Annotated in this window: 13 protein-coding genes; 5 read left to right on the top strand and 8 right to left on the bottom strand. The window is 45.5% G+C overall.

Annotated elements, in window-relative coordinates; all coding sequences use genetic code 11:
* Window positions 1-5 precede the first annotated feature (5 nt).
* Window positions 6-1109 (bottom strand): ABC transporter substrate-binding protein, encoded by a 1104-nt coding sequence (locus OQJ75_RS08560; protein ID WP_017075612.1) that lies wholly within the window; start codon window positions 1107-1109, stop codon window positions 6-8.
* Between the two features lie 211 nt (window positions 1110-1320).
* Between OQJ75_RS08560 and OQJ75_RS08565 the strand changes: the two genes are divergently transcribed.
* Entirely contained in the window at window positions 1321-2049 is a 729-nt protein-coding gene (locus OQJ75_RS08565; protein ID WP_265972416.1) for a UTRA domain-containing protein, read from the top strand.
* Between the two features lie 108 nt (window positions 2050-2157).
* Here the strand turns inward: OQJ75_RS08565 and OQJ75_RS08570 are convergent, their stop codons facing one another.
* The 4 genes from OQJ75_RS08570 to OQJ75_RS08585 all read right to left on the bottom strand — a co-directional run bounded on the left by OQJ75_RS08570 (window position 2158) and on the right by OQJ75_RS08585 (window position 5425).
* On the bottom strand, window positions 2158-3012 hold the full coding sequence (locus OQJ75_RS08570) for an amino acid ABC transporter ATP-binding protein (protein ID WP_323054476.1): 855 nt from the start codon (window positions 3010-3012) through the stop codon (window positions 2158-2160).
* On the bottom strand, window positions 3005-3670 hold the full coding sequence (locus tag OQJ75_RS08575) for an amino acid ABC transporter permease (RefSeq protein ID WP_210472199.1): 666 nt from the start codon (window positions 3668-3670) through the stop codon (window positions 3005-3007). The genes OQJ75_RS08570 and OQJ75_RS08575 overlap by 8 nt, the downstream gene beginning before the upstream one ends.
* Window positions 3671-3785: 115 nt before the next feature.
* A complete protein-coding gene (locus OQJ75_RS08580) occupies window positions 3786-4427 on the bottom strand; it encodes an amino acid ABC transporter permease (protein ID WP_210445558.1) in 642 nt (213 codons plus the stop codon).
* A gap of 131 nt (window positions 4428-4558) precedes the next feature.
* Window positions 4559-5425: a transporter substrate-binding domain-containing protein gene (locus OQJ75_RS08585; protein ID WP_265972414.1), complete on the bottom strand. Its 867-nt coding sequence runs from the start codon at window positions 5423-5425 to the stop codon at window positions 4559-4561.
* 239 nt (window positions 5426-5664) lie between these two features.
* Between OQJ75_RS08585 and OQJ75_RS08590 the strand changes: the two genes are divergently transcribed.
* Window positions 5665-7179 carry a PLP-dependent aminotransferase family protein gene (locus OQJ75_RS08590; protein WP_265972412.1) on the top strand — a complete coding sequence of 505 codons (1515 nt, stop codon included), beginning with the start codon at window positions 5665-5667 and terminating at the stop codon, window positions 7177-7179.
* A gap of 187 nt (window positions 7180-7366) precedes the next feature.
* On the opposite strand, the gene OQJ75_RS08595 is transcribed toward OQJ75_RS08590, so the two are convergent.
* Entirely contained in the window at window positions 7367-8683 is a 1317-nt protein-coding gene (locus OQJ75_RS08595; RefSeq protein WP_265972410.1) for an aspartate aminotransferase family protein, read from the bottom strand.
* A gap of 362 nt (window positions 8684-9045) precedes the next feature.
* On the opposite strand from OQJ75_RS08595, the gene OQJ75_RS08600 reads away from it, so the two are divergent.
* Complete coding sequence (locus tag OQJ75_RS08600; protein ID WP_102265468.1) at window positions 9046-9741, top strand: sulfite exporter TauE/SafE family protein; 696 nt, start codon at window positions 9046-9048, stop codon at window positions 9739-9741.
* A gap of 12 nt (window positions 9742-9753) precedes the next feature.
* A complete protein-coding gene (locus OQJ75_RS08605; protein WP_102265466.1) occupies window positions 9754-10506 on the top strand; it encodes an SDR family NAD(P)-dependent oxidoreductase in 753 nt (250 codons plus the stop codon).
* Window positions 10507-10679: 173 nt separating this feature from the next.
* Here the strand turns inward: OQJ75_RS08605 and OQJ75_RS08610 are convergent, their stop codons facing one another.
* On the bottom strand, window positions 10680-13112 hold the full coding sequence (locus OQJ75_RS08610) for a response regulator (protein ID WP_265972407.1): 2433 nt from the start codon (window positions 13110-13112) through the stop codon (window positions 10680-10682).
* An 88-nt stretch (window positions 13113-13200) separates the two neighbouring features.
* On the opposite strand from OQJ75_RS08610, the gene OQJ75_RS08615 reads away from it, so the two are divergent.
* Entirely contained in the window at window positions 13201-13959 is a 759-nt protein-coding gene (locus OQJ75_RS08615; RefSeq protein ID WP_265972405.1) for a substrate-binding periplasmic protein, read from the top strand.
* Between the two features lie 210 nt (window positions 13960-14169).
* Here OQJ75_RS08615 and OQJ75_RS08620 read toward each other — a convergent pair whose 3' ends face one another.
* A complete protein-coding gene (locus OQJ75_RS08620; RefSeq protein ID WP_265972403.1) occupies window positions 14170-14730 on the bottom strand; it encodes an NADAR family protein in 561 nt (186 codons plus the stop codon).
* Window positions 14731-14800 lie beyond the last annotated feature (70 nt).

The following is a 14800-nucleotide window of genomic DNA, read 5'->3' on the forward strand; positions in this document are numbered from 1 at the left end:
ACGGATTACTGTTGGTGAATCAATACACTTTCTTGCCATTGACGTGGCAGGCGACGTGCTGATTTTTCCCATGCTGAGAAGTCAGTCACTGGGTGAACGTTGCTGTATTCATCGTTTGAGATCAGCTTGTCTTGTACTGATTTAGGCAGCGTAATGTTGCTACGGATTGGACGTGCGTAGCCTTCTGCTAGGTTGATTTGGCCTTGGTCGCTAAAGATATATTCACGAGCCAACTTCGCCGCATTCGGGTTTTGCGCGTATTTGTTGATGATGGTGGTGTAACCAGAGATCACCGAACCATCTTGTGGAATACTCACCGTGAAACGCTCACGGTCAATCGTGTCGCGGTAGTTCAGTGCATTGAAGTCCCACATGATTGCCACTTCCACTTCACCTTTTTCAAGGTTCGCGATGCTTGGGTCTGTGTAAGACAGACGGCCTTGCTTCGCTAGCTCGCCAAAGAATTTAATCGCCGGCTTTAGATTTGACTCGTCACCACCGTTAGCAAACGCAGCCGCTAGAATCGCGTTGTTTGCTTGCGCTGCTACACCGACATCGCCGACTGTTACTTTGTAGTCACCTTCTAGTAGGTCGCTCCAAGTTTTCGGCGCATCTTCAACAAGGTTGTTGTTGGAAATGAAAGAGATAGTGCCGGTGTAAGCCAGAGCCCAGTGACCATCTTTGTCTTTCGCCCAGTCCGGAATGTCATTCCAAGTGGTTGGTTTGTATGGCTGAGTGACGTTTTTCTTCACTGCCACACGTGCAAATGCAAAACCCACATCACCAATATCAGCGGTTGCGTTTTTCTTCTCTGCTTCAAATTTCGAGATCTCTTGCGCTGAGCTCATGTCAGTATCCTGATGCTTCAAACCGTAGTTTGCTTTCAGGTCTGCCCATGTGCCTTTCCAGTTTGCCCAACTGTCTGGCATACCCACACTGTAAACCGCACCTTCTTTTTGAGCGGCTTTTACCAGTGACTCAAGATCAGCATCCTTTGCCATCGCTGGCATTGAAAGTGTTGCCGTTATTAGCGTCGCACCTATTAGCTTTGTAGGTGAACCCATCAGTTTTCTTGGCGATACAGTTGAACGGCTAAGCAAAGTTTTCATTGTCTCTATCCCTCTGGACTAGATCAGTAAGTTCGTTTTGTATGCTATCGCCGGAGTGTGACGCTTTCGCGCAAGTTATTTGACAGTTAGGATGCATTTTTGTGGCAGTTATATGTCACTCATATGACAGTAAGCCATTGTTTACTGTCACATTTCTGTTAACTCCATGGTTTACCTTATTGAGCACACGAACTTATGGACTAGATCAGCAATGAGAACATTGGCAACAGCGCAATCAGGGACACAGCTAGGCAGAATTAAGGCAAGTATTAGAGAACAACTTCAATCAGGTATCTTCACCGAGGGGCAAAAGTTGCCATCAGAAAGAAACCTCAGCGAGCTGTTTTCCACCACACGAATCACGCTCAAAGATGCGTTGGTGTCTCTGGAAACCGAAGGTTTGATATACCGAGAAGAGCGCCGTGGCTGGTATGTGTCACCCGAACGAATTCGCTATAACCCATTGTCGCGTTCTCACTTTCATCAAATGATTCGCGAGCAACATCGTATTGCAGAAACTCAATTACTAGGTACTCGCACAGAAATGGCGGCAGGCGATTACGCCAAGGCATTAGAAATAGGCCAGATAACCCCGATACACGTGATTGAGCGATTACGATTTATTGATGGCAGAGCGGTGCTGTTCGTTGAAAACGTCTTAAAAGCACCTCTATTTGAGAAGGTGTTGTCGGAAAACCTCACCATGTCGCTGACAGGCATCTATCGAGAAAAATACGGCTACGAAACTAAACGATCGCGCTTCGATGTGATTCCCACTTCTGCCCCTGCGCATGTCGCTAAGGCGCTCAATTTAGCTGAAGGGCAACCTGTTCTTAAGATCTGTCGAGTGAACTACAAACAAGATGGTGAGCTAATGGACTGCGAATTGGAATACTGGCGACCAGACTCAGTAGTGATCCATATTGATAGTATTGGGTAATGCAGTGCCTACTTAAGAGAAGAATCCCACACATACAAAAACTCCGACTGATTAGGTCGGAGTTTTGGATTTAACGATCAAACATTAAGGTGATGTGAATCATCTAGTTCATGAATCAAGTTTAAGGAACTGCCTAACCCTTGGTGAATCTGGGTTAGTGAAGAACTTCTCTGGGTTAGATTTCTCAATCAATATCCCCTTCTCAAGAAATACCACTTGATCCGACACCTGACGCGCGAACTCCATCTCATGAGTAACCACCACCATGGTGTAGCCCTCTTGCGATAGCTTCTTCATCACTAGGAGTACCTCTTCGACCAATTCAGGGTCGAGCGCCGAGGTTGGCTCATCAAACAACAATACATCTGGCTCCATCGCGAGTGCTCTGGCAATCGCGACACGTTGCTTTTGTCCGCCCGATAACATACTTGGGTAACTCTCTAGCTTGTGGGACATGCCCACCTTATCGAGTTGCTTACGAGCCATCTCTTCAGCGTCAGGCTTCGCTATTTTCTTCACGTGTACCAGCGCTTCCATGACGTTTTGTAAAACGGTGAGATGCGGCCATAAGTTGAAGCTTTGAAAGACCATCCCAAGGCGCTCTCGAAGTTTCGCCAACTCTTTGTATTTGAGCGGCTTCCCCGTTTCAGAGTTGATACCAATTCGCTCATCACCCATGAAGATCGTGCCGCGTTCTGGTTGTTCTAACCAGTTCATGCAGCGCAATAACGTCGATTTGCCCGACCCTGACGAACCGAGAATGCTGACCACATCGCCTTTGTTGATGGTGAGGTTAATGTCTCGTAATACTTCGATTCCATCAAACTGTTTCGACAAGTTTTCAATGTTGATGATCGTCTCACGCTCTTCCAACAGTGGCTCACACTCAATCACTTCCAAACTCACTCCCAAAGAGGGGTTAATCGGTGCTTCTGTTTCAATAATCTCTGATTGTTTAAGCATGGCTAAGCCCTCTAAGTTCAACTTTGGTTTGGATTCGTTTGGTGATGGTTTCAAGTGCAATACTCACAGCCCAGTAGAGCGCGATAGCAATGATGAAGGCATTCAATGGGATGAAGTAGGTCGATTGAATACTGTTGGCTGCTGCGGTAATTTCTGCGACGGTAATGATGCTAAGAAACGCGGTGTCCTTTAAGCAGATGATAAGTTGGTTAGTGATCAGAGGAACCGACTTAAATAACACGTTGGGTGTGATGACTCGGGTAAAAGTTTTCAGCTTAGAGAAGCCATAAGCGTGCGCCGCTTCGATGTAGCCAGGCTCTAACCCTTTACGCACACCGCGGAAAATCTCACAGAAATACGTACCATGATAAAGGCTGAGCGCGATGATTCCCGCTGTCACTGCATCTAGTCGAATGCCAATCTGAGGCAAACCGTAATAGAGGAGGTAGGCTAAGATCAGAAACGGTAAGGTACGCATCATGCCTATCAAGCTGTTGATGGTGTACTTAACACCGAGTCTCGAGTTTTCGAGACAATACAACAAACCAATACCTATGACGAAACTCAAGATTGAAGACGAAACAAAAAGATAAAACGTGGTCACAAAACCAGAAGCAAACAGCTCTTTTTGTTGCCAGATAATATTCCATTCTTCCATATTTACTCCTTAAATTTACCCACTCAATGACGCTTCATAAGCAGGTAAATGGTGTTGCTGACCAAGTAGTTATGACGGCCAAACTGTTGCTGCTGCTGTTAACAGATGTATGCACTTATTGCTGCAGATAAGTGGCTCGGTTTTCAGCCACAGCTTGCAACTTCACCAACACGCCAATAATCAACATGTAGATGGCACCAGCACATAATATTGGCCCGAGTGGCTCATAGGTAACCGCTGCAATTCGGTTGGTGACACGGGTTAGATCCACGATACCGATCACTGCAATCGCTGGGCTGCCTTTGATTAAGAACGACATCTCATTGACGAGCGCAGGTAAGCTCATGATCACCATCTGTGGGAACATGATTCGGCGAAAATAAGTCAGGCGTCGCATGCCAATCGCTTCGGCCGCTTCCATTTGCCCTTTTGAAAAGTTAAGAAAGGCATTGCGCCAAATTTCAGCATTGAATGCCGATGTGTTGAGTGTGAGCGCTAAAATGGCAGAAACGTGTTTATCTAAATTGATGCCAAATGACGGGAACGAAAGAAAGATAAACAGAGCCAGTGTCACCAAGGGTGTTGCTCGGGCCCAACTGACATAGATACCCAGTATTTGATCCACAAACGGGATTTTCATCATTCGAATCAAGGCTATGACTAGCCCGATGACAACACCTAATACAATCGAGACTGCCGATATCCATGCCGTAGCCCACGCGCCCTGTAGCAACTGTTCCCAAGCGTAATAATCCATAAACGACCTCTTTGATAAGCGACTTCTTTCGATAGGTTTTGCGCAAATGATTCATGGGTTAAACCGCTTTGAACCCATTGGCATGGACACAAACAGGCGTTAACTGTTTGTGCCAGCGCGTGCTTACTGATCTACTGGACCGCTGTTAGCTTGTGATACTGCTCTACTGAAGTGATGGCTTCCGAAGGAAGATGCTCGAACGATTCACCGAACCACTTCTTCTGCAACTCTGCCATTTTTCCTGTTTGCTCTAGATGAATGAAAAACTCAGTGAGATAAGCCAATAGCTCAGGACTCTCTTTTGGAACAGGCCAGCTTACGAAACCAGGGCCAGATACCGCCTCACCTTTTTTAAAGACGTTAGACTTAGATTTCACTACCTCGTTAACCGAGACCACACTGTTGATGACGTAGTCGATTCGGCCAATAGCTAAATCTGAATACGCTTCTGGGTACGATTGGTACTGAACGACCTTACCTAAAGATTTACCTTGTGCTTCGAGCATTTCTTCGAGCTCTGGCAGTCGCTCTAACAAAGCACTACCCGCTTGTAATCCCACCGTTTTGCCGTCTAGATCCGACACCGTATTGATGTCGTCAGCATCCGCTCTGGTTAAGAAATAATGCTGTGCTGAGGCAATAGGCGGCGTAAAATCAAACACCTTCAATCGAGCGTCTGTCACGATAGCGCCCGTTAGCGCCACATCGTATTGACCCGCAGATACTGAGGCGAGCAACCCTGTCCAAGGTAAGATCTCTTGTTCAATATCGAACTTTGAATATTCACGCAGCTCATCAAGCAGATCTTTGTTAATCCCCGCAGGCTTGCCTCGGTCAATGTAGTTGAATGGTGAGTAGTTATCTTCTGTCGCCACTTTCATAAAGCCTTGCTTTTCAATGGCTGAAAGTTCTGATGCTTGTGCAACACCAAAACAACCCAGCACGACGGTTGCTGCCGCTGTTGAAACCCATGCCTTCATCGTCATTCCCTGTTTCATACGCTTTCCTTATCGAGATTATTTGCCTGCCTTTACTTTATGAACGGAATGCATCGAAGACGTAGAGCCAATTTAATTTTCAGGTTGGGACAGAGCGGTTTTCTAGTTTGGGACAAAGTAACTTTTGAGTTTAAGAGAGAGCAAAACACACTCTTAAAATATCAATATGAACTCTGGCGCACTTCTTGCTATTTTATACAGATTGGACTGAGGTTCACTGAGAATAAGGACTGTATCTCATGGCGATAAATCACAATTGTTTCATCGAGTTTGATTCCAAAAGAAGCCTGCAAGAACAAGTACGTAGCTACTTGGTGACGGCGATATTGAATGGTATTTTTCCGGCTGAACAAGCGCTTCCGTCTTGTCGTAAGCTCTCTAGCCAATTGGGTGTTTCACGCAATACTGTCTCCTTGGTATACGACAGTTTGCTCGACGATGGCTACCTCATCAGTAAGCCTCGCAGCGGCTATTACCTTTCAGAAAAGTATCAAAATCCGAGTGATACTATCGACACGAGTTTGGATCATTTTGAATCAACCGACAGCGACAATGCACCGGATTGGAGCAAACGCGTTAAGCTGCAATTGGGCCAATACCCACGCATCGTCAAACCCTCGCATTGGAGTTGTTACCAATACCCATTTATTTTTGGCCAACCCTCTATCAATGACTTCCCATTAGCTCAATGGCGAGAAGCGACAAGAAAGGTCACCTCAGACCCACATGATCACCGCTGGCTTTGCGACAAGGTCGATAAAGACGTCGATATGCTGGTGGAACAGATACGCACGAGAGTGCTCCCACAGCGCGGTATTCATGCTCAAAGCGATGAGATCTTAATAACCTTAGGCTCTCAGAACGCGCTCTATCTGCTCTCGACCTTGTTAATGAATCACCAGAGTCGAGTTGGTGTCGAGAACCCCGGTTACAAAGAAGCGAACCACATCTTTAATCTCTCTGGTGCACAGTTACACCCTCATCAAGTGGATGAACAAGGCTTGAGGTTCAATGAACACTCTTCACTGTGTGACCACTTCTATGTCACACCCAGCCATCAAGCGCCCACAGGTGTGACTATGAGTGACGAACGTCGAACTCAGTTACTTGAGATGGCTAAAACCAATGATGCAGTGATTATAGAAGATGACTATGATGCCGAGTGCAACGTGGAGTGGAACCCAAAGCCTGCGCTGAAAGCCAGTGATAAAGAAGGACGTGTCATCTACGTTAGTAGCTTCTCTAAGCTACTGGCACCCGGCTTAAGGTTAGGCTACATCGTGGCACCGGAGGAGCTAATCTACGACCTTAGAATACTGCGCAGGTTGATGTATCGACATGCACCAAGCCGCGTTCAAATGGAAGTGGCTCACTTTATTGAACAAGGCTACTACGACAGTTTTGTAAGACGCTTCAGAGAGAACACGCGTCAGCGTTGGAAACTGCTCAATGATGCCGTCTTAAAGTATTTACCTGATTGCAAACGACTCGCACAAAGCGAGCAAGCCAACTCATTATGGCTACAAACACCGAGCCACATTAACAGCCAGCGACTGGCTTCGCGAGCCGCACAGAAAGGGATACTGATTGAAACCGGGTATTCACACTTTATGACTAATTCCGAAACGGAATCGGGTTATGAATCATTGTCAGAATATGATCCCAACTCTTATTTCCGATTAGGATTTCACGCCATCGATAAAGATCTGATCGCTCCCGGCATCAAAGAGCTGTCTGAAGTAATGAAGATTTAGCATCAATTAGGGCTTTTTACCGACACTCTCAATGAGCATGAATTAAAAAGAGAATAACGTAAAAAAGAGCATCAATTGATGCTCTTTTTAGGATCGACATAACACTCTAAAAGCCAGACACTTAAACAAGAATGGGGAGTCCTTATCAAAGCGCCTTGGTTTCGTTACTGGTTATCCGATTGAAAAATTAAGATGCAAGCTCACACAAAACGTCGTCAATGATCTTAACGCCTTTCTTTATCTCGCTTGGTTGAATAACCAAAGGAGGAGCTACATGAATACGATTATTAACAATAAAGGTTAACAGGCCTCGTTTCGTTAGCTCCGCTTTCAATTGACCCATTTTCTCATTGCTCAATGGCGTTTTACTTTCTCGATCTTCGACCAATTCAAGCGCCCAGAACATCCCTTTACCGCGCACATCACCAATCATAGGATGCAGCTCTTGAAGACTAAGCAGAAGCGGCCCAAGAACGCTGTTTCCGACATTATCAGCATGCGTAACAATGCCCTCTTGCTCCATCACATCGAGCGTTGCAACGATCGAAGCCATCGCTAGAGGATGACCAGAATACGTTAAGCCACCCATAAAGAAGTTCGACTTAAAGTACTCAACGATCGGTTCGCTGACCACCACACCACCAGCTGGAACATAACCCGAGTTAACCCCTTTCGCGAAAGTAATAAGATCCGGCACGACATTAAAGTGCTCAAACGCAAACCACTTACCCGTTCGACCAAAACCGACCATGACTTCATCAAAGATCAATTGAATACCGTATTTAGTTGCAAGCTCACGCACACCAATAAGGTAATCTTTTGGCGGAATGAGGAAGCCCGCTGTTCCCGGAATGGTCTCTAGAATAATAGCCGCAATCGCCGTTGGCCCTTCGCATTCAATCACTCGCTCTAAATGCTGCAGGGCACGTTCACTCTCTTCTGCCTCAGTCGCCGCGTTGAACTCGCTTCGATAGAGAAATGGATTGAAGAAGTGAACGTGCCCACGGCTATACTCGTTTGGAATACGGCGAAAATCGCCCGTCGCCGCAATCGCTGTACCGGTATTTCCGTGGTAAGAGCGATAAGCAGAAAGCACCTTATCGCGTCCTGTGAACTGTCTTGCCATACGAATTGCATTTTCGTTGGCATCTGCGCCTGCGTTGGTAAAGAACACCTTCTTAAACGTGCTTGGTGCTTTAGACAAAATACGTTTAGCGGCCAAACCACGAGTGAGGTTTGCTGTCGCAGGGGCAACGGTCACCAATGAATCAGCCTGATCTTTAATCGCTTTAATCACTTGTGGATGCTGATGACCAATGTTGGTGTTAACCAGTTGGCTACTAAAATCAAGGTACTCTTTACCTTCGTAGTCCCACATTTTGCACCCTTGCCCACCAGCAATGGCGATAGGCTCAGCCGCTTCCTGAACTGACCAAGAATGAAATACGCTCTTGTCGAGGTCGATAATATCTTGGTTTACAAGCTGTTCTGTTGATACTTCCATTTCATCGTCTCCATAAACAACACTAGATTCACAACCGCTCGAGCTTGACTCGTCTTCGAGAATAAAAGACGCGAAGCACGAGATTGAAAAGGTTGCGCTATCGGATGCAATAATCTTCGTCCCAAACAGGGCGAAGCTCATAGTGTCAGTTTCAACAAAATCTTGGGCCAGTGAATCAGCTCAAATCTCGTCCCCGATCCAAACAACAGCCTGACCCAATCCAATCGTCGATCTGGCTCTATTCAAAATTCTTAGGTGTGAATAGATTGAAAGGCAGACGAGACAAGTCTCATCGAACGCTAATTAACGCAGCAGCAATATCAAAAGCAAAGAGGTGAGCAAGAGTGGAAATGGGATTGGCGATGACAATGATTCTGTTTGCTGGAGTAATTCGAGGTTATTCCGGGTTTGGGTTTGCGATTATCGCAGCACTCTCTCTCAGCTTTATTGTTTCACCATTGCAAGCCGTAACCATCGCTATCCTGTTGGATTTTTTAAGTACCTTTCCTCTGCTCAAGCGAAGTAAAACCACCATTAATATCCGGCTTATTGCGCCGCTGTGTATAGGTATGTTGGTTGCAGTGCCTTTCTCGCTGTATTTCATTAGCGTGATATCGGAATCAGGTTTGAAGGCCTTTATCGCGATGATGTCTTTGGTCGCTGGTACGCTGATTATTTTGGACTTACGCCTCACTTGGTTACACCAACGACACGCGTTTTGGGCGGGAGCAATTTCGGGGTTTAGCATGACCACCGCCTCTTCAGGTGGGCCGCCATTAGTGACGTATTTGATGAATCTAACCATTAAAACCAGTGAACAGAGATCCACCGCGATTGTATTTTTTCTGTTGAGTTCAGCGATTTCACTGATCGGCTTCATGTGGATTGGCGCATTTAACCAAGGATCGTTCATCACAGGTTTATGGCTATTACCGGCAGCTTTGATTGGCAATGTACTGGGGCAAAAGCTTTATCTATCAGTACCGAACTTGTCTGCAAAAACAACGACCGCGCCGATTTTGATCGGCATGGCACTACTTATGTTAATTTCAAATTAGAAGGATGTATTTATGGATAAGATAGCGTTCATTACGGGGGCAACCTCAGGTTTCGGCAAAGCAGCGGCAAAACGTTTTGCAGAAGATAACTGGTCGTTAGTGTTGTCTGGCCGTCGAATCGAAAGGCTACTCGACCTAAAGGAAGAATTGACGGTGCCTGTACATGTGATTCAACTCGACGTTCGAGACGCAGACGCCGTAAAAAAAGCAGTTGATTCGCTACCCTCTGAGTTTTCGTCGATTACAGCGCTGGTTAACAATGCAGGCTTAGCCTTGGCACCGGAAGGCGCACCTGATGTGGACTTAAAAGATTGGCACACTATGATCGACACCAATGTCACTGGGTTAGTCAATGTCACACATGCTCTGCTTCCGAAGTTAATTGAAAGCGGTGCGGGCAGCTCAATCATCAACGTAGGCTCAATTGCTGGGCAATGGCCGTATCCAGGAAGCCATGTGTATGGCGCAAGCAAAGCGTTTGTAAAACAGTTTAGTTACAACCTACGTTGCGACCTACAAGGCACAGGGGTACGAGTGACTGACCTCTCCCCAGGCATCGCAGAAACGGAATTTACTCTAGTAAGAACCAAAGGCAACCAAACGGCTTCAGACAATCTTTACCAAGGCACCACACCGTTGTCAGCAGAGGATATCGCCGAGCAGATGTTTTATATCGCAACGCTGCCTGATCACATCAACATCAACCGCGTTGAAGTGATGCCGACTCGCCAAGCATGGTCTCCGTTTGCGATCGACAGAGACTAAGTTTAAATAAACAGAGACTAAGTTCAAATCTACACAAACAAAAAAGGTGGTCTTTTCAGACCACCTTTGCCATTTTATTTCACACGATACTTAAAACAAAACCAACGGCATAAAAGACGATGCCTCACTCACCTCACCACTCTTTTAAAGAAAGTAAGCTTAGAAATACTCAACTAAACTATTTTTTGCTCATGCTCCTTGCCCGATTCAGTCTCTTTCGATAAGAAACTGGCAACAATCTCTCTCAGTTTCCCTTGGTTAACAGGCTTGGGTAAAAACTCATCCATGCCTACATCGAAGCACAAATGCTTGTCTCGCTGCACGACGTTGGCCGTCAGAGCAACGATTGGAATGTGTTTTGAAGAACCCTCTTCAAGGGCTCGGATCTGCTTGGTAGCCTCGAAACCATCGAGAACTGGCATCTGACAATCCATAAAGATCATCTCGTATTTGTTGGCCTGAAATTTCTCGACACCAATTTCACCGTTGTCGGCAATATCAACCTCAAAGCCAAGCTTCTTGAGCATCATCTTAGCGACTTGTTGGTTTACTCGAGAGTCTTCAACGACCAATACCGTACCACTAAATTCTCCAGCAACCGCGACAGGTTTTGACTCTGCTTGAATAGGCGCTTGTTTATCAGCTAGTGCCGCATTATCAGAGCCAGTAAGTGTTTCTTGTACAACCGCTGCAGGTTTGGTTAACGGAACAAGTTCGGTGTCTTTAAACGCGACCTCACCCCTGTTCGGATAGGTAAAGGCTGCAGTATCAGCGGCTCTCGCGAGCACCTCGCTGATGGTCCATTTAAGCTGATTATCTTGATAAGGGCGTGCAATGTAGGCAACAAAACCCACTTGTTTGGCGCGAGCTTCATCTTGCTTTCTAGGATCAGCTGAGATCATCACTAACTTAGGACACTCGCTACCAAAGCGTTCAACTAAGCTTCTCGCCAGTTGAAAGCCATCAACGGACGGCATCACTTTATCTATCAGCACGAGGTCGTATGGCGATGACTTGGCCACAGACTCTGAAACCAGCTCTAACGCTTGATTTGCCGTTTCACAGCACTCAGACTTAACGCCGAAAGATTGAAGCTGTGCAGACGTTATACGCATGTTCAGTTGGCTGTCATCCACTAGCAGAACCGAAACCTTATTGAAATCGATATTGCGTTCGTCCACTTCTAAACACGGATCAAAATCAGCAGTGAAATAGAATGTACTGCCCTTGCCTTCGACACTGGTTAGTTCAAGCTTGCTGCCCATCAATGTCACGATCTTCTCGCATATCGTTAGGCCAAGCCCTGTGCCTCCGTAAATACGCGTGGTACTACCGTCCGCTTGTTGAAACTTATCGAATACCGATTTCTGTTTGTCTTCCGCAATACCGATACCACTATCGACAACCTCAAATTTGACTCTGAGCTTTTGCTCAGGATCAATCACATCATCCAAACGAAGAGAGAGTGTGACGTGCCCATGCTCGGTAAATTTGATGGCGTTACCTACTAAGTTATTTAGAACTTGTCTAAGTTGAGTAGCATCGCCAATCACCATGGTTGGAATCTTAGGATCTATCGCTAATTGGAATCGAAGCCCTTTCTGTTCAGCTTTCACTCGGAAGGTCGATTCAACATCGGCCGCAATGCCCATCATTTTCATCGGCTCTTGCTGAAGCTCTAGTCGTCCCGCTTCGATCTTCGAGTAGTCGAGAATGTCATTAATTAAGTCGAGCAGCGTAAGCGAAGAGGTATTGAGCATGTTGATATACTCTTTTTGCTCCTTCGGCATGTCCATTTCAGAAAGGAGAGACGACAACCCGATAATCCCGTTCATAGGGGTACGAATTTCATGGCTCATATTGGCAAGGAATTCACTTTTATTGCGGTTAGCAATCTCTGCAACATCTTTAGCTTTTTCCAGTTCTTGGTATTGTTGACGAATACGTTCAATAGACTGGTTATAACTGCTCTCTAGTGTCGAGATCTCATCTTTGTAATCAGAATCGGTGGGTATTAAAAAGCGCGGTTTATTATCTTCGACCTGCTGCAGATTGATCTGAGAAGACATGATCATTAAGCGTTTCACCACGAGACGATAGACGATTGTTAAACATACCAAAGACAACAAGAATATTTTGACGGCTTCAAAGGCGAGCAACAGTAACACTCGTTCTTCAAAATCATTAAGAATCATACTTAAATCAGATTGCACCGTGAGCGTCGCTAACGGGAAATCGGTGCCCCCCATCTGATGTACCATTTCCCAAGACTGGGAATAAGATCGGCCTTCAGTCTTTTGTCCTAACTCTAGGATTTTTTCATCGGGACTTTCAATCAAGAGGTAACTCACAGACGGCAAACGAAAGATGCCCTCTGCTTGAACAAAAAGCTGAGCACGGTCTTCGACCCACAAGCTGGACGTTAAACCGGACAGATAACCGGCCTTAACCTGTTCGACCTGAGAGCTGATAAAAGAAACTCGACTTTGGTACTCCACATACAACCCTAGACCTGTCACTATAACTGTAAATAAGGTGCTGATTGCGATGATTACCCCGATCAACTGTCGGGAGAGTCCAATATAGCGTTTTCCTTTTGTCACCATACAAAAATTACCATTATTGTTATCCTAGCAAACTACAATTACTCAACTAGTATAATAGTAGTCATTCATCAAATAACTAGGGAAGGTTATGAAAAAACATCTTATCTTTGCATCCATAGTCAGTTTGTTTTCAAGCAGTTATGCTTTTGCAAGCGAACCTCTTCACTACTACATTATTGCGAGCCAAGCGCAACCTTTTCAGATCGAAACTGACGGGTCATCTCACAGAGGAATCGTTTCAGATATTGTGGAAGCCGTGTTTGATGACAGCCAATATAAAATCAACTATCACACCTACCCTTTTAATCGAATGATCGACAAGCTCGATGCGAGAGAAAACCCAAACTGGGTTACCTATGGAAGCCCTAGTTGGGGAAACATCCAATCTGTGAACCTATCTGAAGACCCGATTTACAATGTAAAACACGTGTTGCTGAGTAGTGGTAAAAAGCCATTTGAGTTCAATACAATCAATGATCTAGACGGGAAAGCAGTAGTATTGCTGGTGGGGTTTGAGTATCCGAACTTGGAACCTTATATCCAACAGGGCAAGCTCAACGAGATTCGAGTAAAAGATTACACGGCTGCATTTCGAGTCCTGAACCGTGCCCCCGGTGACACCGTGTTTGTGGAAATGGAATCTCGAATCAAATACAACCTAAACGAGCAAAAACTGAATATTGATGATTACCAGATGCAAGAGTTTGGTTCTGTAATCAATAACTATCCTATCCATTTAGCGTTTGACCCTGAGATGGATCCTAAGCTGCAAAGCTTCATCAACCAACGCCTCGACCAAATGAAAGACGATGGTCAGCTCGATGACATCGTACAGAGTTACTTGTAGCACCAGCGTAACGTAGAACTTAGCAACGGATAGCTTGATAGCGAACCGTTTGATAACGAATAGCTTGGTAACACACTTTAACTATCGTTGATGCCTAACTCTCTAAAACCTAAAAGGCCGCCCTGCTAAATATTGAATAGCAGGGCGGCCTTTTAAATACGTCTGTAGGGGCAAGCAACCATAAATATGCCCGCTATCTGAATCGACGAGTCAATGCGAAGCAATTAAATGCTGTTGCTGAGTGAGAAGCTGTTGACGCACTGTCATCAGAATCTTACCTAAATGGTTCTCGCCAGTTCCATCGCCGCCATCGCCCCAGAAGTGGTCTTTATGCGAATGTTCTTTGATCACCGAATCTCCGGTGTTGGTAAGAAACAGCGCAAACTGTGGGTTCTGTCTGAACTTCTCAGTCACAATAAACTGCATCACTTCAACACGAATGTCATACCAATCTTCGCGAACTTGGTCTTCATAGTCACGACTTAAAGAGAACGCTTCAGCAGGTGTACTGGCTTCCAAAATAGTATTGCGTAGCGCTTCGGAGATAAACTTCATTGCTTGATAATAATGCTCGCTGGTTGCCCAAACTTGATCACCCACCTTGATAGGACAAGCCGCAAAATTTGACAGGTATCCGTTTGGATCTTCAGGTTCGTAAAACAGCACTTCTTTAGCTTGAGCCACAGAATTAGACATAGCCTTCTCCTTACCAACGACATCGCATATTTTTGCGTTAACTTTAAAATTAGTGGCGTTGAATATTACTGTCAAACAACTTGGTTCAAGAGTATGCCATGTGCGTGTTTTTCATCTATAAAGCGTAATGTCAAAAAGGGATAGG

This window comes from Vibrio sp. 14G-20 (genome assembly GCF_026241515.1).
Classification (GTDB): Bacteria; Pseudomonadota; Gammaproteobacteria; order Enterobacterales; family Vibrionaceae; genus Vibrio.